The sequence below is a fragment of the Polyangium spumosum genome (assembly GCF_009649845.1).
GTDB lineage: Bacteria > Myxococcota_A > Polyangia > Polyangiales > Polyangiaceae > Polyangium > Polyangium spumosum.
Window position 1 is genome coordinate 378,912 of the sequence record NZ_WJIE01000001.1, and the last position, 20,425, is coordinate 399,336.

Genomic DNA, 20,425 nt, shown 5'->3' on the forward strand with positions numbered 1-20,425 from the left:
GCAACATTCCAGAGGCGGGATGATACCCGGACGGACGCGGGCGATGGGTACGAAATACGCGGCGGCCGAGCCTCCAGAGCGTTTTTCCTGGGCCGGCTGGCTCACGCCTTCGCGGCGAGCGCGCTCTCGATCATCGCCGCGCGTTGCGAGAGGAGCGCGAAGGGCGCCGCGGGCAAGCCGACCTCCGCCGCGGCCACGAGCGCGGCCGCGAAGGCCACGATCGCAGCCTCGAGGACGCGCCCGAGCGGACGATCGACACGCTCGGCAGGCGCCGGGAGCGCCGCCACCGCGCCCATGAGCGCCGCGCGCACCGAAGCCCCGGCCGCAGGCGGCGCGGCGACGCCGGCGTGACGCGCGATCTCCTGCACGAGAGGGTCCGTGAGCCTGGCAACGAAGCGCTCTTCGACGTACGCCTCGAGCCCGGGATCGGTGCGCTTTCGTTCGTCGGTGAGATCGCCGAGCGGGCGCAGATCCGCGACGAGCGCGCGCCGCGCAGGCTCGAGGGCGTTCTCGATCGAGGCAGCGATCGTGCGGCGATCGTGGCGAAGCTTGGCCGCGGCCGCGCGGAGCGCCTCGTGCGTCGCCCGCGTCTCCTCGATCTTCGTGCGATCCTCCGCGGCGCGCGCGGCCGCGACCGTCGCGAGCTCGCGCGCGATGCGCAGCGCCCTGCGGCGGAGGGCGCGCTCGCGTAGCTGCGCGGAGCGATCGACGATCCGCTCGGCGAAGAGCGCCTCGACGCCCGCCCACCCCGAAGCCTCGAGCGCGGCGGCGTCGCCGAGCTTTCCCTTCAAGGAGAGCCGCGCGGAGAACGCGAGCGGCGGCGCGTACGAGCCGATCCCCGTCTCCTCGAGGCTCTTCTGCACGTGCACGAGGACGTGCGCGAGCTCCGCGGGCGAGAGGCGATCGGCCTTGTTGACGAGGATCTGCACGGGCACGCCGAGGCCCTCGATCTCGGAGAGCACGCGCCGCTCGCTCTCCTTCATCGGGCCGCTCGCGTCGAGGAGCCAGACGGCGACGTGCGCCTCGTCGAAGGCCTGCCTCGCCGCGGCGATGTGATCCGGATCGGGCGCGTTGAAGCCCGGCGTGTCGAGGATCTCCACGCGCTTGAGCCGCTCGATCGGCGCGTAGATGAAGACCCGCTCGACCCGCGCGCCATCGGCGGCGAGGCTCTTCAAAGCAGACTTCAAGCCGGCATGCGGTACGACGCGATCGGGCGCCCCACGCACCACGATGCGCGCGAACGGATCCGGCGCCCACGCGACCCAGTGCAGCGTCGCGGTCGTCGGCAAGACGCCCGTCGGCGCGACGTCCTCGCCGAGCAGCGCGTTCAGGAAGGTGCTCTTGCCGGCGTTGAACTCGCCCACGACGGCGACGCGCAGCGGTCGCTCGCGCTCGACGGCGATCGCCTCCACGCTCGTGACGAGGTCGAGCCGCTCGAGCGCGCGCGCGGAGCGGCCGAGCTCGTCGAGCAGATCGGGCCAGGCGGCGATCCCCTCCCCCGGGACCCAGCTCGTGATGACGCCGCTCGCGATCTCGGCGGCCCACGCGGCGGCCTCGCCCGAGACGCGCTCGAGCTTGGCGAGCGCCGCGCGATGACGGCCCTCGGCCGCGAGCACGGCGCCCTCGCGGAGCGTGCGCAGATCCTCGGGCAGGCGGCCCGGATCCCGCGCCGCGAGCGCGTGCAGAGCGTCGAGGTCTCGCGTCTCGGTGGCGAGCCTGAGCAGCGCGGCCGCGGCGCCTGCGTGCCCGGCAGAGAGGCCACGCGAGAGGGCCGCGCGCGCGTCGGCCCGGCGGCCCTCGGCGAACGCGAACGCCGCGGCCCACGCAGGCTCCTCGAGGAGCCCGGCTGCCGTCACGACGCGGCGCGCTCGATCGACGAGCACGACGTCGCGGCAGCTCGCGATGAGCGCGGTCAAGAGCTCCGCGGAGCCCGGCGCGTCGAGGATGCAGGCGCGCAGGCCGAGGTCGAGCGCGCTCGACCATTGCCCCTCCGCGAACGCGAGCCGCGCGAGGACGAGCGCGCCGCGACCGTCGATCCGCTCGGGATCGAGGACCGGCGCATACCGCGCAGCCGCGGCCACGTCGCCGAGCGCGAGCGCGCACTCGGCCCGCCGCAGCGCGACTTCGCGGTCCACGCTCGAGGGCTCCGCTCGGACGAGCCGAGCTGCGCCCCCGGCCCCCCCGGGCGCCGCAGGCAGCTCCGTCCCGCTCGCCATGATGACCGCGAGCGGCGTACCGATCCGATCGAGCCAGCGACCGGCCCGCGCCGGATCGCCGGCCCAGAGGTCACGATCACACAGGTCGAGCAGCGCGAGCCGCGCGGCTTCACGCTCTTCAGGCGCGTCGGCCGCGCGCTCGAGCGCCTCTGCGGCGCGCATGTCGCCCATGCGCGCCCGCGCCTGACCGAGCCTGAGCCACACGTCGGCGCGCCATGGCACGAGCGTCGCGAGCTCGGCGAGCGCCTCGGCGGCCTCGTGATCGAGGCCCGCGTCCTCGGCGGCGTCTGCCCAGAGCGCGAGTCCGAGCGGCGATCCAGGCACGCTCGCGAGGATCGTCCTCGCGAGGTCCCGCGCTTCGAGCGGACGGTCCCGCTGGAGCGCGAGCTCCGCGGCGCGGCGCTCGTTCTCGAGGCCACGCGCCAGGATTTCGACCCGCCCGAAGAAGTTCGATAGGCTTTCGACGAGCCGCGCCATGGCCGCATCAAAGGCCGGGTGTGGCTTCGGATCAAGGGGGTTCGGGGGCAGAGCGCGGCTCGTCCGCGCGGAGCCCCCGAGTGTTGACGGGTTCGGGGGCAGAGCGAGGCTCGTCCGCGCGGAGCCCCCGAGTGTTGACGGGTTCGGGGGCAGAGCGAGGCTCGTCCACGCGGAGCCCCCGAGCGTTGACGGGTTCGCCCCTGACGTCGCGCCTTCGCAGCACCACGTACGGCAAGCCGGGCACGCGGCTCTCCGCGGTCACCACGAAGCTCTCCGCCATTGCCGGAAAGCTCGCGATCCGCGCCTCGACGCCGCGATCGAACCTCGACGCCGTCCACGGCGCCTCGACGCGCGCGCCCCGCGCGAGCAGGAGGACGAGCGAGTCCACGCCACGCGCGTCGAGCATCGCCGGCGCGATCCGCTTCGTGGTGTGCCCGCCCGGCAAGGCGGCGATCGCCGGATCCGTGAGCCCCGCGAGATCGACGATGTTCGCCTCGGTCGCCGCGCCGACCCAGCCAGCATCGAGCGTCGCGACGACGCGAGCGCCCTCGAGCGCGGGGCCGATCTCCCGCACCAGGGCGGCCCGATCCCTGCCGACACGCGCGGCCGCGGGGCCGATCTTCACCATGACGAAGAGCTCGCCCGCAACCACGAGCGTGATCCGCAGCGCCGTCATGCGCGCGTCCGCGACGGCGGCGATGTGCGCAGCCGCGAGGATCACCGCGGGGAGCACGGGGACGACGAGGCGCGAGAGCGGCATCCAGTCGCCCCCCGCGACCGCCACCGCGGCGAAATGGACGGCGACGGCGAGCACGAGCCCACGCACGAACGCCGTCGATCGAAGGAACACACGCGGCGCGACGAGCGCGAGCGGGCCCGTGAGCAAGAAGCAGGCGAGCGCATACTTCGCCCCGAGCCACGGATCCGAGGGCTTGGCGAGCACGGCGAGAGGCGTCGGACGACCAAACACGGCGAGGCGGATGGCGACGACGCAAAAAAAGGGCGCCGCGGCGAGGGCTACGCGGACCATCTGCGCGCGCCCGAGGCGCATCGACTCCCCCGGCGGCGGCGTGATCGCGACGAGGAGCGCGAAGGGCAAGAGCTCCGGCCGCAGCGCAGCCGCGAGCCCCACGGGAAACGCGCCGAGCGTGGGGCGACCGAGCGCGACGAGGCACACCGCGAGCGAGACGAGCGCCGCGGCGAGGCCCGTCTCGAGCCCCGCGACGCTCCACGCTGCGAGCGGCGCCGAAGCAGGCAGAAGCACGAGCGCGGACCAGCGCAGGCGCGACGAGGAGGCGCGATCGACGGTGACGGCGAGCAGCCCCGCCGCCGCTGTCCATGCGAGCAGCCCGAGGACCTTCGCCGCTGCGAGCGCGTGCAGGGGTCCACGCGCGGCGAAGGGCGCGAGCAGGTACGGAAAGCCGAGCGGCGTGACGGCGTCGGTGATCGGGCCGTGCGCGTTCCAGCGGTATCCGAGGCCACGCGCGAGGTGGGTCGCGTAACGCGCGGGGATGAGCGCGTCGTCGACCGTGAAGTCGAAAAGCACGAGCGCCGGTGCGAGCGCGAGCGCGGCGCCGAGCGCGGCGATCGAAAGGGCGCGCGGCCAAGAAACCGGCACGGCAGGGGCTCCTAGCGACACTCCATCGGTTTGTCCACTCCGCGACGATCGACGCACAAAACTTAGGAAGCGCCGGAAGCCTCTTTAGCATTCGGCCACGGATGACCGGCCTCACTCTCGTTGCCCGACGCCCCGAGATCCAGCCTGCCTCGACCTCCTCGGTCGACAGCCCGGCGCTGCGCGCGCTCTTCGACCTCGTGCTCGATCGCGCGCCAGACGCCACCGTCCTTCCCGAGCGTGACGCGACCTCGCTCGTGATCGACCTCGCCTATACCGTAGCCGACCTCTGCGCGTGCCGCAGGCGCCGCGCCGCCGTGCGCGTGAGCCTCGGCGGTGAACCCTGGGAGCTCGGCCTCGAGCGCGCAGGGCGAGACGCGCTCGTCTCCCTCGTGCAAACGAGCGCGAGGCCCGAGGTGGCGCTCCACGAGCGGCGCGTCGACGGTGACGCCCTCTGCGCCCGCGTCCTCGGCGCGCTCGACGCCCTCGCGGGCCGCCCTTCGGAGCAGAGCGCCATCGCCTCGCTCGCCGCGCTCGACGGCGACGCGCCGAGGTCCGTGCTCTACGGAGAGGCCGCGCGTATCGCCGCGGCGCGCGAGCACCTCGCCGCGAGCGCGCCGTTCGGCGCAGGCGAAGGGCTCGCCGAGCCTGCCGTCGTCGCGGTCGAGCCCACGGGCGACGTGCCCATCACCATCGCCGCCGACATCCTCATGCGCACGCCCGCGCCCTCGGCGTCGGCGGAGACGGCCGTACAACGCGCCGACCTCTTCGCGCTCCTCTTCCGCGGCAAGCTGCGCGTCATCGTCGCCGAGCACGCGCGCGAGCTGCCCGACGTGTTCGTCTTCCTCTTCGCCGAGCAGCTCGTGGAGATCACGATCGAAGCGCTCTCGGCGTGGGCCCTCGGCCGGCCTTACTACCGTCGCCTCACCGTCGGCGGCGCCGTCTGCGCCGTGCGTATCCAGGGCGAGGGGCACGCCTCGCTCACGATCGGCATGCCGCGCCGCGGCGCCGACGAGCGCGGCCACGTGTGGACGTTCCCCGCCGTCGACGTGGGCGCGCTCGTGCAGAGCGTCGTCGCCTTCGGCCGCGCCCTCGCGCGGAGCGTCGTCCGCCGCGACCGCGCGCAGGCGCAGAACCTCCGCCTCTCCGCGTTCCGCACGAAGGTGCGCGAGCTCGGCGAGCGCATGCGCGACCTCACGCGTGACGACTCCAAGATCAACGACGCGCCCGAGGGCTACCGCGCCTTCGCCGCATCCCTGCTCCGGCCGCCGCAGCCGCCCGAGGACGAGACCCTCGCGTCGAGCCGCCTGCGCTACACCCCGCGCTGGTTCGCCGCGATCCCCTCGATCGATCTGCGCGCCACCTTCCTCTGCGGCGACGCGCTCGTCGTCGGCGCCACGCGCGAGCTCTCGTGTATCGATCGGCGCACGGGCGAGCTCGCGTGGACGCGGCCCGTGCCTCGCGCCGCGAGCGTGATGACGCCCCTCGGCCTCGCCCGCATGGAGGCCGAAGGCGCCCTCCACCTGCACGACCTGCAGACGGGCGACGTCCTCTGGACCACGCAGCTCACGCCACGCGCCGGCGCGAGCACCTCCGGCGTCGTCGTGAGCACGCACGGCCTGCCGCGTATGCTCGTCGTGAGCGAAGGCGCGCGCCACCTCGCCGCCATCGACCTGCACGGCGGCGAGGTGCGATGGCGCTACGCGTCGCGGCGCAGCGGCATGTTCCGGCTGCGGCGCGCCGGCAAGCTGCTCGTCGTCGCGTCGGGCGAGTCCGCCCTCGTCGCCCTCGACGTGCTCACGGGTGAGGTCGTCTGGCGCTTCTGCGATCGCCGCCGCTTCGCCTCGCACGTGACCGTCGACCACGACGCGCTCTTCGCCGTCAGCGGCGACGGCGCCTTCGTGGATCGCGGCAGCGCGCGCCTGCATCACATCGACCCCTGGTCCGGCGCGGCGCGCTGGAGCATCGATCTCCCCGCGGAGACGCGCCCCCTCGGCGCGCCCCTGCTCGCGCCGGACACCGTCGTCATCCAGACCCACGGCCGCCGCGGCACCGGCCTCGTCGGCTTCGATCGCGCCACCGGCGCCCCGCGCTTCGACATCGTCGCCTGCGCCTCGGCCGCCTCGTGCCTCGTCGTCGACGGCACCGTCATCCTCAACAGCGAAGGCGGCGAGCTCGTCGCCATCGACGCAAAGGACGGCGCGACGCGTTACCGTCACGTCTTCGGCGGCGCCGAAGGCGACCGGCCGCGACGGCTCGAACCCATGCTCCGCTCGGGTGCCCTCTTCGTCCCGCAGAGCGAGCTCTTCGTCGTTCGCCCCCGCGACGGAAAGCTCCTCGGCCGCGTCCCCGCCGACCTCGTGCCCGACCTCTTCCGCGTGGACGAGCGTTGCGATGTCTACGTCGTCGAGGAGAGCGGACACATCGCCGCGTTCTCCACCGGTCCGCGGCTCCGCCTGGTGTGAAAGGAGGCGCCGCGATCGGCGCCTCCCCTTCCTTCACCGACGTTTCTTCGCCGACTTCTTCTTCTTTTTTGGCTTCGGCGGCGGCATCGACACGATACGCAGCACGACGTCGGCGACGCCCGCCCGCACGATGCCCAGCGCCTCGGCCGCGCGCCGCGACAGATCGACGATCCGCCCTCGCACGTGCGGGCCCCGATCGTTGATCCGCACCTCGATCCAACGACCGTCGCTCACCCGCTCGACCAGCACCACGGTCCCGAACGGGAGCGTCTTGTGCGCGGCCGTCATCAACGTCGGCTCGTAGAGCTCACCACTCGCCGTGGGCCGACCCTTGAACTTGTCCGCGTAATAACTCGCCCCGCCGCGCTCCTCGCGACCCGTCGTCGCGGGCTTGTCCGCGGGCTTGTCCGCGGGCTTGTCCGCGGGCTTGCCCGCGGGCGCCGCTTCCGGCGTGACCGCCCCTCGCCCCGTCGCCTCTGCGCCGCCACCACAACCCGCGAGGCCGAGCAACGTCGCGAGGGCGATCCCTGAAAAGAGTCGTCGAGCCAGCATGATCGAGAGGCACGCGGCAGGCGCGCGTACGCCTCCCGTCTATCCCGATATGCTGGGAGCTCCAAGCAAATTTGCCGGACGCGACGCGGCCTACGTGGGTGCCGTCGCCGGAGGATGCTCACGCCCTTCGGAGGCCTCCGTCGTCGGCGCCTCCACGCCCGCGGCGACGGCGCTCATCGCGGCGAGCGGCTTCGCGCCCGCCTTTGATCTCACGAAGCGGGCGAGCTCGACGAACGGCACGCGCGTCGGGCAGATCTCCTCTTTCTGCGCGAGCACCTCCATCGGCACGTGCGCGAGGGACCGCGCCGCGGCGTCGTAGTCCGGCATGCTGCGCGACGACGAGAGCACGATCGTCATGAGCCCGGGGTACTCCCCGCCCGAGGCCGCGATCCGATCCGCCTCCCCCACGTCGCAGCGCCCGCACGCGATGCAGCGCGAGAAACTCGCGACACGCTCGCGCTCCGCGGGCTCGAGGGCCGGCAGGCCGTCGGCGTCGTAATTCTCGTGGAACAGCGGGAGGCCCGTCTTCCGCCCGAACATCCTCCCGACGAGGACCTTGAGCAACGACCAGGCAAGCACCACGAGAGCGAGCGCGCGTCCGGAGAGCACGTTCTCCCTATAGCAACGCGCGCGCCTCGGAGCACAGGCGTGGTTTCACCGAGCACACGAACGGGCCACCCGGGCCTTTGCGTCCAAGCGGCGCCCGAGACGTGGTAAGAGCCCGCCAGGAGATGCGCCTCTTTCGCGACCGCTTCGCCCTCTGTGCCCCGCTCCGCGCCGCCGCGCGGCCTCACGTCTTCGCGCTCCTCGCCGCCCTGGCCGCCTCGGCCTGCAGCGGCACGGGCGACGGCGGCACGGGCGATCCGCCCAGCAAACCGGCCGCCGATCCGTGCGGCGGCGGCGCCCGATTGCCCGACGTCGTCGGCGAGCCGACCTGGGTCGATCCCGACCAGGCGATGAGCAATTCCTGCAGCTACCCGCCCGATCGGGCCGTCAAGCTCGCCGGCCTGCGCATCGTCGCCATCGATCGCTACGACGAGACCGGGGACGGCGCGTCGGGCAACTACTACGTACAAGACGGCTGCGCCGATCCGATCGGCCCCTACGCGGGCATGACGGTCTACGCGCCCTCGTTCAGCCCGCCGGACTTGCGCCTCGCCGAGGGAGACGTCGTCGACGTGCTCGGCAACCTGATGGAGTTCCCCGGCCCCACGGCAGGCCCCTTCCCCCAGTGCCGCACGCTCCCCGAGATCGGCGGCACCATGACCTTCCGCTTCGAGCTCGGCTCCGACCTCACGCCGAAGACGATCCCCACGACCGATCTCAAGACGTACGAGGGCGCGCGCCAGTGGCTCGGCATGCTCGTGCGGATCGAGAACGTCGCGATCGCCGACCAGGCCTACGAGAGCAACGGCCGCTACTCCGCGCCCATCGACGTCGGCGGCGGCATCAGCCAGATCGACGTGCCCAGCATCTCGAACGAGCTCTTCGACCTGAAAAACGAGGGCCCGCTTCTCGCCGAGGGCGTCAAGTTCAAGGCCGTCACCGGCGTCGTCACCTACTTCTACGGCTTCAAGATCGCGCCTCGCTCCGCGGCCGACTTCGAGCTCTGATCCTCGATCTCTCGCATCGGACATGAAGACGACGCCCGAGACCCCGCCCGAACCCACCCCGCGGCGGCTCCCCTCGAGAACGTTCGTGCGCCTCGCCGCGCTCGTCGCGCCCCTCGCGCTCGCCTCTTGCAGCGGCGCGAACCGCCCCGCCACGCGGGTCGGTCCTTCGGTGCTCGCCTCACCGTCCGGCGCGCCCGTCGCAGGGATCGAGGTCCACGCCCTCGACGAGCGGCCGCGCCTCACCGTCGTGAACCGAGACGGCGATCCCGCGCCCGCGATCGCCGTCGCCTTCGCCACGGACCCGGGCCCAGCCACGGCCGCGATGCTCTCGGCGCTCGTCGAGGCGCGCCTCGCCGCCGCGGGGTTCGAAACACGCGTGCGCGCCGATCGCACGGGCTTCCGCGTCGAGTGGCTCGTCGAGAACGCAGCCCGCGTCTCGCCCTTCCTCGCGGCGCTCGTCCGCGCGATGCGTGACCCCGTGGTCGCGAACGGCCCCGAATCTCCGCTCGTCACGCGCCGCCTCGCGGCCCTCCGAAAGACGCCGCTCGACGCGCCGGAGCTCGCGCCGATCGCCGCATGCACCGGACGCCTCGGCCACTCGCCGAGCGAGGCCGTCCCCGATCCCGCCTCGCCCACGTTCGCCGGCGAGCTCGAAGGGCAACGCCGCGAAGGCCTCCACGCGGGCCGCGCCGCCATCGCGTCCGTCGGCCCCGCTTCGTTCAGCGCGCTCGTCGCGAAGGCGCTCGAAGCGAGCGAAGGCTGGCCCGTCGGCGAGCCGGCCGCCGATCCCTTCCCCGCCGCAGACGCCGTCGCGAGTTACGTCGCGCCGTCGCAGAGCGCGCCGCGCGGCCAGGTGACCCTCGCCCTCCGGATCGGTGATGCCCTCGGCGCGGTCGCCGCCGCCGAGCGCCTCGCCGCACCCGATTCACCGCTGCATGCGCGCCTCGGGAGCCTGCCCGAAGCCTTCCACGCCGTGCAGGTCGTGGGCGTCGCGAGGGCTCGTGGTGGCTGCGTGAGCGTGACGATCGAGCCCGCGTCCCGCGTCGACGCCGCAGACCTCGAGCGCGCCGCCGCGCGCGCCGCCGCCGTCACGCGTCACGAGCTCCGCCTCGAGGGCGCCGTTCCCGGGACCGCCGCCGTCGCGATGCGCCAGATCCTCGCCGCCGCCGATCCGCGCGACGCAGCCTCGCGCGCCGCCTGGTGGGATCTCACCACGCCCGTCCCCTCCGCGCCTCCACGTCTCGCCGTCGCCCTCGCGTTGCCACCTCGCTCGACCCCGGCGCCTGGTTCGTCGGGACGCACCTTCGCCGCCGAGCTCGATCGCGCCTCGGCCGCCACGAGCGAGCCCATCGTCGAGCGTCGCGCCGCGGTCGAGCGTGGGCAAGGTGAGCTCTGGGCCCTCGTCGCGAGCCCTTGCGGCGTCGTGGACGAGGGCGTCGTCGACGCAGGCACGACGGCCCTCGCGATGCTCGCGGCAGCAGCCTCGCGCGAGCCGAGCTCCGGCGTCTCCCTCGAACCCTGGGTCGGACCGGATGGCATGGGCCTCGTCGCGCATGCCGCGCCGCGTGACGACGAGACCCCCGTCGAGCTCGCGCGACGCGTCGGCGACGCAGCCGCGCGCGCCTTGTCCCCCGCAGCGCTCACGCCCGCGTCCCTCACCGAGGCACGGACCTCGGCGCTCGCGCACATCGAACGCACGACCGGCCGCGGCGGCGTCGCCTTCCAGGCGCTCGCATCCGCGCTCGTGCCCGAACATCCCTCGTGGCTCGATCCGCTCGGCATCTACACGCGTGTCTCCGGCGCGAGCCTCGAAGGCACGCGCCTGCGCCTGCGTACGCTCCACGAAGGACCACTTCGCCTCGCCGTGCTGGCGAACGCCGACGCCGCGCAAGCCGCCGAGGTCGCGCGAGCCGTCGATCGATGGCTCGTCCCGCGCCCACCCGCTCGCGCATGCCCGACGGCCACGCGTGGCCCCTCGCGCGCCGGCCCCCTCACGGCGCGACTCGCGCGTGACGCAGGCCTCGCGCAGGCGCTCGTCGCAGCGCCGATGCCCGCAGCCGGCGCCCCCGGGCACGACCTCGCGCTCTTCGTGACACTCGCGCTCAGCGGCGAGGGAGGTCTACTCGAAGCAACACTCCCGCCCGCAGGCGGCGTCCGCGCAGCCGCGCGGATCGTCGGCACGAACCAGGCCGCCGCGCTCGTCGTCGACGTGCGCGCGCCATCCGATCTCCTCGCGTCCGCCGTCAACGACGTCCGCACGCTGCTCGGAAAAATCTCGCGCTCGGGCCTCGCGACGCCAGAGTTCAGCCGCGCCGCATCCCTCGCGCTCCGCCGCGAAACCGAGTCCCGCGCCGACCCACGCCGCCGCCTCATCCAGCTCTGGTCAGGCCGCAGCCAGGCGCGCGAGACGCCCACGCAGCAGGCCGTCGCCGCATTCCTCGCGACGTCGCTCGCCGAGAACATGCTGCTCGTCGTCGAGGCGCATCCAGATCCGTGAGAGAGATGCGGGGCGTTGCCCCGCGCCCCAGAAGGGGGCTGTCCGCCCCCTTCACCCCGGACCAGGCACGGCCTGGACCGAGGGCGACAGCGCGCAAGCGCGCTGTCGACGGAGTTTGTCAGAAGAGGTCGTCCGACTCCTCGAGGAGCTGCGGCTCTTCCGCGTCCGCCTTCGCCTCGACCTCGGCCTCGTCGTCCTCGAAGTCGTCGTCGTCGTCCTCGTCGCGCTCTTCCTCGTCGATGTCCTCGTCGTCGGTCTGCGCGAGCACCGGCAAGCGGCGCTTGCCGACAGGACCCTCGTCGACGTAGTCACGCAGCGCCGACATGTCGCGCAGCGCCTGCAGCTTCGCGAGCGCCTTCACCTCGACCTGACGGATACGCTCACGCGTCAGGTTCATGATCGCCCCCACGTCCTCGAGCGTCGTGCCGCCACGATCGGCCACGTCGAGCGCGCAGCTCTCGCTCATCTCCCACGCCTCGAGGTCCGGGAAATTCAGCTTGATCGCGCCCGTCCTCGCCGACACGTCGAGGAAGAGGTGATGCTTGCACGACACGTACGGACAAGGCCGCGGGCCGTCGAGGCACTCCGCCCGCGTGCGCGGCTTCCAGTAGTCGACCTCGGGATACAACATCCGGCCGATCTCGAGCTCCCGCTTGGTCATGCGCTTGACGCTGATCGTGCGGGCGCGGACCTCACGCTTGCGACGCGAGCGCCGCTGCTCGCGCGTGATCGCCGTCGCGGATGTCGCGGGGGCTGCCTTTCGAGCGAGCGCGCCCTCGACGAGGTTCTCGTCCCCGGTCTGCCTCGTCTGCGCGTCGTTCATGCCGCCGTCCACGTCTGCCTCGAGCTCGCCGAAACCCCCGAGCTCGCCATCTGCCATCGTTGCCATGCGCTGCCTCCCGCTGGTCCTTCCGTACTGCGCGCGCACGTCCCCCTGCCCGTTCGGAGACCGGTCCGGACGAGTGCAAGGGTCCTGCTCCCTGGAACTACAATTTTCGTCGTCACCGATGGAGGACGGTCCAGCCGTCCTCCATCGGCATGAAATCAGCCCCGAGGCGTCAACCGCGACGCCGCGGAAAATCTTCTTTGTCGACCCCTCAGGAGCCTGCCGCCGCTGCCCTCCGCGAGAGCCGAGCCTGGGCCATCAAGCGCTCTTCGATCGACGAGAGCTTGGCCACGAGGTCGGTGGCGAGCCTCTCCGCCATGGAGAGCTCCTGATGTATGGCGCGGTCGCTCGTCTCGCTTCGTCGCTCCTTGGCTGCGTCACGAAGCGCGTCGAAGACCTTGCCGATCGTCCGCTCGAGCTCCTCGATGTCACCCCGCACGAAGAGGAACTCCCGCTGGATCTCCTCGATCGTGTAGTCCTGCGCCATCATCTCTTTGATGCGCTGGATCTGCCTGACCACCGTCGCCGGGTAGAGCCCTTGCGAGCCCTGGTGCTTGCCCTTCTTGCCCACCCGGACGCTCCGGGGCAGCAGGCCGAGCTGCACGTACTTCCGCAGCGTGGCCTCGCTGAATTTGATCCCGTGAGCGGCGAAGATGTCGAGGATCTCGGCCGACGTGATGCCCTGTCCGTGTTCGCGTTCGAGACGTTCGAGCGCGTCGTCCGAGATCCGCTGCAAGGTGCCCTCCGCCCCGTCCGGGGCAGCTCCCTAACGACGCTCGTGAATGTATTCCACTCAGTAGAATACAGTCAATCTAACGGACGATGATTATTTCCGGGTGCACGAAGACCCGGCACATCCCGCATTTTCCGATGCTCGCTAGGACATTGTTGGTCCGCCCGTAGATCGTTTTTTCTTGATCATTTTGTGCATCTGAGGATCCCCCCCGAACCCGTCAATTGGTGCATCTCCCTACACAGCCTGCCCCTTTCCGGACGACTGATAGGCTTGCTCCCTCTCATGGCAGACAAAAACCCCGACCCTCCCACGCGGGTCCTGCGGGACGTGAACGCGCGCGGCGTGCGCATGCGCGTCCTCGAGGCGGGCTCGGGGCCCGCGCTCCTGCTCGTGCACGGCTTCCTCGTGAGCCACCGCTCGTTCGACGACATCATCGACACGCTCGCGATGCGCTTCCACGTCATCGCGCCGGACCTGCCCGGCTTCGGCGAGAGCGAGAAGCCGAGCCCGACGCGTTATCCGTACGGGATCGAAGCATTCGCCGAGTCGATGGCCGACCTCATCGCCGCCTTCGGCGTCGGTCGCGCCTCCGTCGTCGGCCACGCGATGGGCGCGGCCGTCGCGCTCACGCTCGCAGCCGAGCACCCCGAGCTCGTGACGCGCCTCGTCGTGGAGGACGCGCTCTGTTACCCGTTCCCGCTGAGCTTCCGCGCCCGCTTGCCCCTCATGCCCGTGCTCGGCGGCGCGATCTTCAAGCAGCTCTACGGCCGCGGCACCTTCCGCGCCTACTTCCGCGACGAGTTCTTCCGCTCCGGAGCCGCGCTGCCCACCGAGCGCATCGACCAGCACTACGACTTCTTCAACGGCCCCTCGGCCCGCGAAAGCGCGTACGCGGTCCTCCGCTCCATCCTCGACACGCGCCCGATCGTCGCGCGTATCACGCGCATCACGACGCCCACGCTCGTCGTGTGGGGCCGCGACGATCGCATCTTCCCCGCAGCCTCCGCGTTGCGCCTCGCCCGCGAGCTCCCCTCGGCGAAGCTCGCGATCCTCGACGCCGCGCACGCGCCACACGAGGAGCGCCCGCGCGAGTTCGCCGAGCTCGCCCTGCAATTCTTGGAGGGCAAACGGTGAAGCTCCGCGAGGCCGCGCGGACGTTGCTTCGGAGCCCCGCACCACGCTCGGGTCTCATCCTCGTGCTCGGCCTCGTCGGCTTCTCGATCCTCGGCCCCCTCGTCATCCCCCACGATCCCAACACGAGCGACTTCTCCCTCACGCGTGACGCGCTCGGCGCGCCCCCCGGCCCTTCACGCGCCCACCTCCTCGGCACCGACGCGCTCTACCGCGACGTGCTCGCGCGCCTCGCCCACGGCGGAAGGCTCTCGCTCGGCATCGCGGCGCTCGCCACGTTGATCGCCACGCTCGTCGGCACGCTCGTCGGCGTGACGGCCGGTTACGCCGCGCGCACGCGCGCCGCGGCGCTCGACGTCGCGCTCATGCGGATCGTCGACGTCCTGCTCGCGCTCCCGTTCCTGCTCGTCGTCACCGCCATCGGCGCGTTCGTCGGCCGCTCCGACACGCTCACCGTGCTCTGCGTGCTCGGCCTCTCGGGCTGGGGCGGCTTCGCGCGTGTCCTCCGCGCGAAGACGATGCAGATCCGCGGCCTCTCCTTCATCACGGCCGCGCGCGCGCTCGGCGCGGGACACGTGCGTATCGTCCTTCGCCACGTCCTGCCGAACGCCGCGAGCTCCATCGCCGTGCTCGCCACGACGAGCATCGGGCAGATGATGCTCGCCGAGGCCGTGCTCGGTTACCTCTCGCTCGGCGTGCCGCCGCCCGAGGCCACCTGGGGCCGCATGTTGCACGAGGCCGAGCCCTTCGTCGGCACGCGCCTCGGCCTCGTCGCCGCCCCCGCGATCGCCATCCTGCTCTCGGTGCTCGCCTTCGGCCGCGTCGGCGAGGCTCTCCGTGAAGCGCTCGAAGCTCCGTCGGGACAACCCCTCTCGAAGTCGCGTTTGCCGGCCGACCTCCTGCTCGTCGCCGCCGCGCTCCTGCTCGTCGCGGTCATCCGCCCCGCGCCCGTCGCGCCGCCGCTCGCCGCGTCACCTCCGCCCGATCGCCTGCCGATACGCGGCGGCACGCTCCGCATCGCCACCCTCGTCAACGTGCGCACGCTCGATCCCGCGCTCGCCTACGACGAGGCCGCGACGGCGCTCACCGACCTCGTCTTCGCGCGCCTCGTGACCTTCGCGGAAGACGGCCGCGTCGTCCCCGAGCTCGCGCGTGACATCCAGATCTCGAGCGATGGCCGCACCTACACCTTCTTCCTCCGCGACAACGTCGTCTTCCACGACGGCGCGCCTCTCCGCGCCGCCGACGTCGCGCGCTCGCTCGAGCGCACGCTCCACCCGCGCACGCCCTGCCCCGCCGCGAGCCACTACGCCTCCATCCTCGGTTTCTCCGCCTTTCACGCGGGGAAAACGCCCCGCCTCGAAGGCGTACGCGTCACGGGTGACCTCACCGTGGAGATCACGCTCGAGCGCTCCGACCCGACGTTCCTCCCGCTGCTCACGCTCGCCTTCGCCGCGCCCGTGTGCCCATCGTCCGGCACCACCGTCGACGCCGCTCGCCCTCCTCCGCCTTGCGGCGCCGGACCTTTTCGCCTCGCGTCATGGGAGCCCGAGGGGCCGATCCGCCTCGCGCGACACGCCGCGTACTTCGAGCCCGGCAAGCCGTACCTCGACGCGATCGAGTGGCACACGAGCGAGCGCTCCACGACGCAACGCTTCAAGTTCGAACGCGGCGCGCTCGACTACACGCGTGATCTCGGCAGCCAGGACGCCGCCCTCTACCGCGCGAGCCCCGCATGGGCCGGGCAACACGCGTTCTCGCCTTCCCGCGCGACGAACGCGATCTTCATGAACACCGAGCTCCCGCCCTTCGACGTGCGCGCGGTGCGCCGCGCCGTCGCGCTCGCGATCGATCCGAGCGTGCTCGAGAAGGTCCGCGGCGAAGCGCGCGCCACCTCGCGTGTGCTGCCCGAAGGCATCCCCGGCGCCGAAGGTCTCCCCTCGATGCGCCGCCACGACCTCGCCGCGGCGCTCGAAGAGATGCGACACGCGGGCTACCCCTTCGATCCGGCGACGGGACGCGGCGGCTACCCGCACCCCGTCGACTACCTCGCGCCCGCCGACACCTTCGAGCAACAGGCCGCCGAGATCTTCGCGCAGCAGCTCGCGCGGATCGGCATCCGCGTTCGCCTCCGGCTCACGAGTTACGCGACGTACCTCGCCGAAGCTTCCCGCAGGCGCACGACCCCCATGGGATGGGCCGGCTGGAAGGCCGACTTCCCCGATCCCGGAAACTTCTTCGAACCCACGCTCTCCTCGCGCGCGATCGACGACGAGCACTCGCAGAACTACGCCTTCTTCGCGCACGAAGAGCTCGACCGCGTGCTCGCCGCGGCCTCGAGCGAGCGTGATCCCGAGGCGCGTCGTCGCCTCTTCTTGCGCGCCGAAGAGATCGTCCGCGACGAGGCCCCGTGGGCGCCGACGTACTCCCCGCGTGTCTTCGAGATCTGGCAGCCCTACCTGCGTGGCTACGCGCCGCACCCGATCGTCCCGCAGCGCTTCCGCGACGCATGGATCGACGCGACCGCCCTCGCCGAGAGGCACGCGCGCGTGAAGCTCGGGCCCGCGTCCCTCTTGCTCCCGTTCGCCTCGCGACGAGGTCGCCCATGAGGAAAAACCTCGCGCGTGTGGCGCAACGCGTCGGCTGGGCGCTCGTGGTCGTGTACGGCGTGACGCTGGTGTCGTTCGCCCTCGTCCACGTGCTGCCCGGCGACCCGGTGCGTTTGCTCGTCGGACCGCAGGCCTCCGCGCGAGACGTCGCGCGCGCGCGCGAGGTCTACGGGCATGGAGGCCCGCTCGGCGTGCAGTACCTGCGCTTCCTGCGAAGGCTCGTGCACACCGGCGCGGGCCCCACCGCCGAAGCACGCAAGGACCTGGAGCACCGGAGCTGCGCGGCGCTCGGGCCCGTGCATTTCGACCTCGGGCACAGCTTCCATTACCGGCGGCCCGTCGTGGACCTCGTGGCGGCGAAGCTCCCTCGATCCCTCGAGCTCGCGCTCGCCGCGCTCCTCGTGCAGCTCACCGTGGGCCTCGGCCTCGGCATCACCACGGCCGCGCGGCGAGGCACGCGCTGGGACGAGCTCGGCGCGGGCCTGTCCTTGCTCGGCATCAGCGCGCCCACGTTCCTCACCGGGCTCGCGCTTCAGTACTTGCTCGCGCATCGCCTCGGCCTGCTCCCCTACGACGGGATCGGAAAAACCCCCGGCGAGCACCTGCGTTCGCTCGTGCTCCCGGCCCTCACGCTCGGCATCTACGGGAGCGCGCTCTACGCGCGCCTCGTGCGCGCCGAGCTCGGCGCCGCGCTCGCCGAGGACCACGTGCGCATGGCCCTCGCCAAGGGCGCCTCGCGCGCGCGGGCCCTCGTCGTGCACGGCCTGCGCACCGCGCTCGTCCCGGTCACGACGCTCGCCGTGCTCGATCTCGGCGCGCTCGTCGGCGGCGCCGTCGTGACCGAGCGCCTCTTCCGCTGGCCCGGCATGGGACAGATGGCCGTCGAGTCGCTCCTGAACCGCGACGGCCCCGTCATCGTCGCGACGGTCCTCGTGGCCTCGATCGCCGTCGTGCTCTCGACCTTGCTCGTCGACCTGCTCGCGCCGCTCCTCGATCCGCGAATCGATCGCGACACGAAGAACGGCGGCTGATCACATCCCCGCGAGCGCGCGACACTCGGCGCCGCGGGCCGACTCGCCGGCGATCTCGGCGCACTTGCGGAACGCCGAAGCGCCGCCGCCCGCCGCGCCGAGCAGGTACCAGGCCTCCGCGCTGCCCGGCGACTGCTGCGTGTACTGCTTCGCGAGCTGCCGCGCCTTGCCCATGTTGCCGGCCTCCATCGCCTTCTGGATCCGCACCGGCAGCGGGCCCGAGTCGTCGACGGGCGCGGGCGCAGGCTCCGTCGGCGCGGGAGCGTCCCCGCCCGAGGGTTTGCCCGTAGAGACCGGCGCCGCCGACGGGCTCGCCGTGGGCTCTGCCGTCGGCGCGGCCGTGGGCTCCGCTGTCGGCGTGGTCGTCGGCGTCGGCGCGGGCGGAGGGGCCTGCGTCGTCGCCGCGGGCACGGCCGCCTTCTGCGTGTTCGTCGCCGGCGCGGGGGGCGTGGGCAGCGGCTGCGTGGCCGCCGTCTTCGCGTCGGTTTTTCCCGACAGATTCTGCTTCACCACCCCGATCACCACGAGCACGGCGAGCACGGCGAGCACGCCGACGACGATCTTCATCATCCGCGCCTGACGCGCGCGTTGCTCCGGCGACGGGCCGATCGGCAGCACGTCGCTCGACGGAGGTGGCTCGCTGAAGCGCGCCATCTCCGTGCTCGCCGCATCCTCTTGCAGCTCGCCCGCCCCTTCCGCGTCGGCCCCCTCCACGAACGCCGCCGCGCCCTCCTCGCTCGTGTTCTCCTCCGCCGGCGCCGCCTCTGCCTCTGCGGGCGCCGCCTCTTGCTCCGGCGCGGCCTCTTCCGCGGCAGGCGCCGCGCCCTCGTTCGTCGCCGGCGCCTCGGCTGGCGCCTCTTCCCGCGTCGCCTCGGCCGTCGCCTCTTCCTGCGTCGCCTCCGCTTCCGCCGGCGCGGCCTCGGGCTCGGGCAGCCGCACGGCTTCGCGTTCGGTCGGTTGTGTCGTCTCCGCAGCCGGGAGCGGCGCGGGCGCTTCTTCTTGCGTCGGCTCTGCTGCGTTCGCCGCGGGCGCCTGCGGCTCTGCCGTGACGGCCGGCGCGCCGGGCGCTCGACCCGACGCTGTCGTCGGCGGCGCGGTCTCCTCGCCCTCGTCGGCGCCGTCTCGGTCCGACGCGTCGAGCGCTCCTCTTCCGCCTGCGCGCCGCGTGTGTGGTGGCCGCTCCTCGATCTCGACCGCGCGCCCGATCGCCACGGCGCTCGCGCCGGGCGTCCCTTGCCGGATCGTCTCGGGCCCGCGCGGCGGGTTCAGCCGGCTCTCCGGCGCGGGCGCGATCCCGATCGACCGGATCGGGCTCGTCACGCCGCCCCACGCGCTCGATCCGCGGCCCTTCGAGCTCATGGGCGCCGACGACAACATCATCGACGACGCGGCCGGCACGACCGGATCCTCGAAGAGCAGATCGCCCGGCATTGGCGCGATCGGCTCGCCGGGCACGACCGCGCGCGACGACGACGTCGCGCCGAGGAGCGAGCGCGCCACGGCCGTATGCGGCGCCAGCTCGTCGTGCGCGCCCTCGCCCACGACCGCGTCCTCCGGCGGCGCAGGCGGCTCGGAGGGCTCCATGCGTGGCACGAGCAGGCCTTCGAAGTAGAGCTTCGAAATCGTCGACAGCGTCGAGAGATCTTCGAACGGCGACGCGTCGACGACGCCCATCAGATCACGACGACCATCGAACAGCCGCAAGATCCCGTTCAGCTCGTCGGGGATCTCGTTCAGCCGATCGACGAGCTCCTCGGCGTTCACCTCGAACACCGTCGTGAGCGGCGGCAGCGCCTCGAGCAGGCGCCCCCACTCGTCGACGCGCCGCATGCCCTCCATCAAGAGGCCCTGCGTGGAGGCGCCGATCACGTCGACATTGTCGACCTTGCAGAACTCGACCTCGAACGACCCCTCGTTCCAGAGCAACGCGCGGTAGACCGCCTCCTCGCCCATGAGGCGCCCGAGCGTCGCGTCGACGACCTTGCCTTCGCGGAAGTAGATGTGCGCCTCGTGCCGCTCGAAGCGGATGTGCACGATGCCGCTCTTCCGGCTGACCTCGAAGGTCTGCAAGAGATCGACCACGCCCATGTCCGAGACGAGGCCGCTGAAGCGCGTGCGACCGCCGGTCTGGTTCTGCTGCTTCGTGGCGATGCCCTCGCGCGTACGCCGCGCGATGAGCAGGTTCACGCGGGCGATGAGCTCGCGGACGAAGATGGGCTTCGTCAGGTAGTCCTCGACGCCGAGCTCGAGGCCCCGGATCTTGTCCTCGATCGACTTCTGGCTCGTGAGAAAGACGACCGGGATCGTGGCCCAGTCGCGATTCTCCTTCAGCCGCCGCACGAGCGCGTAGCCGTCCATGTTCGGCAGGCGCGTGTCCGTGAGGATCAGGTCCGGCGAGGAGAGCTCGATCTTCGCGAGGGCATCCGCTCCGTCTTGCGCCGTCGTGACGCTGAAACCGGCCTTTTTGAGGCTTACTTCGAGCACCCGCAGGCTGCGGGCGTCAGCGTCGACCAGGAGGAGCTGTTGTTTTGCCACGAGGGTTTTCCGCCCAGGAAGGATGGCGAGGGCGCGCGTCCGGTGTCAAGTCGGGCAGTCCC

General features: G+C 72.3%; 13 protein-coding genes. 6 read left to right on the forward strand and 7 right to left on the reverse strand.

Annotated elements, in window-relative coordinates; all coding sequences use genetic code 11:
* Window positions 1-101: 101 nt before the first annotated feature.
* Both GF068_RS01620 and GF068_RS01625 read right to left on the reverse strand, forming a co-directional pair.
* Window positions 102-2,693 (reverse strand): dynamin family protein, encoded by a 2,592-nt coding sequence (locus GF068_RS01620; RefSeq protein ID WP_153817521.1) that lies wholly within the window; start codon window positions 2,691-2,693, stop codon window positions 102-104.
* A 31-nt stretch (window positions 2,694-2,724) separates the two neighbouring features.
* Entirely contained in the window at window positions 2,725-4,311 is a 1,587-nt protein-coding gene (locus tag GF068_RS01625) for a hypothetical protein (RefSeq protein ID WP_153817522.1), read from the reverse strand.
* Between the two features lie 101 nt (window positions 4,312-4,412).
* Between GF068_RS01625 and GF068_RS01630 the strand changes: the two genes are divergently transcribed.
* The gene (locus tag GF068_RS01630; RefSeq protein WP_153817523.1) at window positions 4,413-6,773 is read left to right on the forward strand and encodes a PQQ-binding-like beta-propeller repeat protein; all 2,361 of its coding nucleotides are present in this window, start codon (window positions 4,413-4,415) and stop codon (window positions 6,771-6,773) included.
* 33 nt (window positions 6,774-6,806) lie between these two features.
* Here GF068_RS01630 and GF068_RS01635 read toward each other — a convergent pair whose 3' ends face one another.
* Complete coding sequence (locus GF068_RS01635) at window positions 6,807-7,325, reverse strand: septal ring lytic transglycosylase RlpA family protein (protein ID WP_153817524.1); 519 nt, start codon at window positions 7,323-7,325, stop codon at window positions 6,807-6,809.
* Window positions 7,326-7,415: 90 nt separating this feature from the next.
* Window positions 7,416-7,934, reverse strand: coding sequence for a hypothetical protein (locus GF068_RS01640; protein ID WP_206079378.1), 519 nt, complete (start codon window positions 7,932-7,934; stop codon window positions 7,416-7,418).
* A gap of 122 nt (window positions 7,935-8,056) precedes the next feature.
* Here GF068_RS01640 and GF068_RS01645 point away from each other — a divergent pair, with 122 nt between their 5' ends.
* Complete coding sequence (locus GF068_RS01645; RefSeq protein ID WP_240806566.1) at window positions 8,057-8,938, forward strand: hypothetical protein; 882 nt, start codon at window positions 8,057-8,059, stop codon at window positions 8,936-8,938.
* Window positions 8,939-8,960: 22 nt separating this feature from the next.
* Window positions 8,961-11,435, forward strand: coding sequence for a hypothetical protein (locus tag GF068_RS01650; RefSeq protein WP_153817525.1), 2,475 nt, complete (start codon window positions 8,961-8,963; stop codon window positions 11,433-11,435).
* A gap of 118 nt (window positions 11,436-11,553) precedes the next feature.
* Here GF068_RS01650 and GF068_RS01655 read toward each other — a convergent pair whose 3' ends face one another.
* Together GF068_RS01655 and GF068_RS01660 are read right to left on the reverse strand one after the other, a co-directional pair.
* Window positions 11,554-12,324: a sigma factor-like helix-turn-helix DNA-binding protein gene (locus GF068_RS01655; RefSeq protein WP_153817526.1), complete on the reverse strand. Its 771-nt coding sequence runs from the start codon at window positions 12,322-12,324 to the stop codon at window positions 11,554-11,556.
* A gap of 208 nt (window positions 12,325-12,532) precedes the next feature.
* Entirely contained in the window at window positions 12,533-13,057 is a 525-nt protein-coding gene (locus GF068_RS01660) for a MerR family transcriptional regulator (protein ID WP_153817527.1), read from the reverse strand.
* Window positions 13,058-13,339: 282 nt separating this feature from the next.
* Between GF068_RS01660 and GF068_RS01665 the strand changes: the two genes are divergently transcribed.
* Genes GF068_RS01665 through GF068_RS01675 form a run of 3 tightly spaced genes read left to right on the forward strand, consistent with a single transcriptional unit; the run spans window position 13,340 to window position 17,828 of the window.
* Window positions 13,340-14,191 carry an alpha/beta fold hydrolase gene (locus GF068_RS01665; RefSeq protein ID WP_153817528.1) on the forward strand — a complete coding sequence of 284 codons (852 nt, stop codon included), beginning with the start codon at window positions 13,340-13,342 and terminating at the stop codon, window positions 14,189-14,191.
* Window positions 14,188-16,797 carry an ABC transporter substrate-binding protein gene (locus tag GF068_RS01670; protein WP_338046160.1) on the forward strand — a complete coding sequence of 870 codons (2,610 nt, stop codon included), beginning with the start codon at window positions 14,188-14,190 and terminating at the stop codon, window positions 16,795-16,797. The genes GF068_RS01665 and GF068_RS01670 overlap by 4 nt, the downstream gene beginning before the upstream one ends.
* Window positions 16,794-17,828, forward strand: coding sequence for an ABC transporter permease (locus tag GF068_RS01675; RefSeq protein WP_153817529.1), 1,035 nt, complete (start codon window positions 16,794-16,796; stop codon window positions 17,826-17,828). The genes GF068_RS01670 and GF068_RS01675 overlap by 4 nt, the downstream gene beginning before the upstream one ends.
* On the opposite strand, the gene GF068_RS44715 is transcribed toward GF068_RS01675, so the two are convergent.
* The gene (locus tag GF068_RS44715; protein ID WP_338046161.1) at window positions 17,829-20,363 is read right to left on the reverse strand and encodes a response regulator; all 2,535 of its coding nucleotides are present in this window, start codon (window positions 20,361-20,363) and stop codon (window positions 17,829-17,831) included.
* Window positions 20,364-20,425 lie beyond the last annotated feature (62 nt).

Coding starts and splice junctions, on each gene's coding strand:
- GF068_RS01620 (WP_153817521.1), bottom strand. CDS start 2,693: ATGGCGCGGCTCGTCGAAAGCCTATCGAACTTCTTCGGGCGGGTCGAA.
- GF068_RS01630 (WP_153817523.1), top strand. CDS start 4,413: ATGACCGGCCTCACTCTCGTTGCCCGACGCCCCGAGATCCAGCCTGCC.
- GF068_RS01635 (WP_153817524.1), bottom strand. CDS start 7,325: ATGCTGGCTCGACGACTCTTTTCAGGGATCGCCCTCGCGACGTTGCTC.
- GF068_RS01645 (WP_240806566.1), top strand. CDS start 8,057: ATGCGCCTCTTTCGCGACCGCTTCGCCCTCTGTGCCCCGCTCCGCGCC.
- GF068_RS01650 (WP_153817525.1), top strand. CDS start 8,961: ATGAAGACGACGCCCGAGACCCCGCCCGAACCCACCCCGCGGCGGCTC.
- GF068_RS01655 (WP_153817526.1), bottom strand. CDS start 12,324: ATGGCAACGATGGCAGATGGCGAGCTCGGGGGTTTCGGCGAGCTCGAG.
- GF068_RS01665 (WP_153817528.1), top strand. CDS start 13,340: ATGGCAGACAAAAACCCCGACCCTCCCACGCGGGTCCTGCGGGACGTG.
- GF068_RS01675 (WP_153817529.1), top strand. CDS start 16,794: ATGAGGAAAAACCTCGCGCGTGTGGCGCAACGCGTCGGCTGGGCGCTC.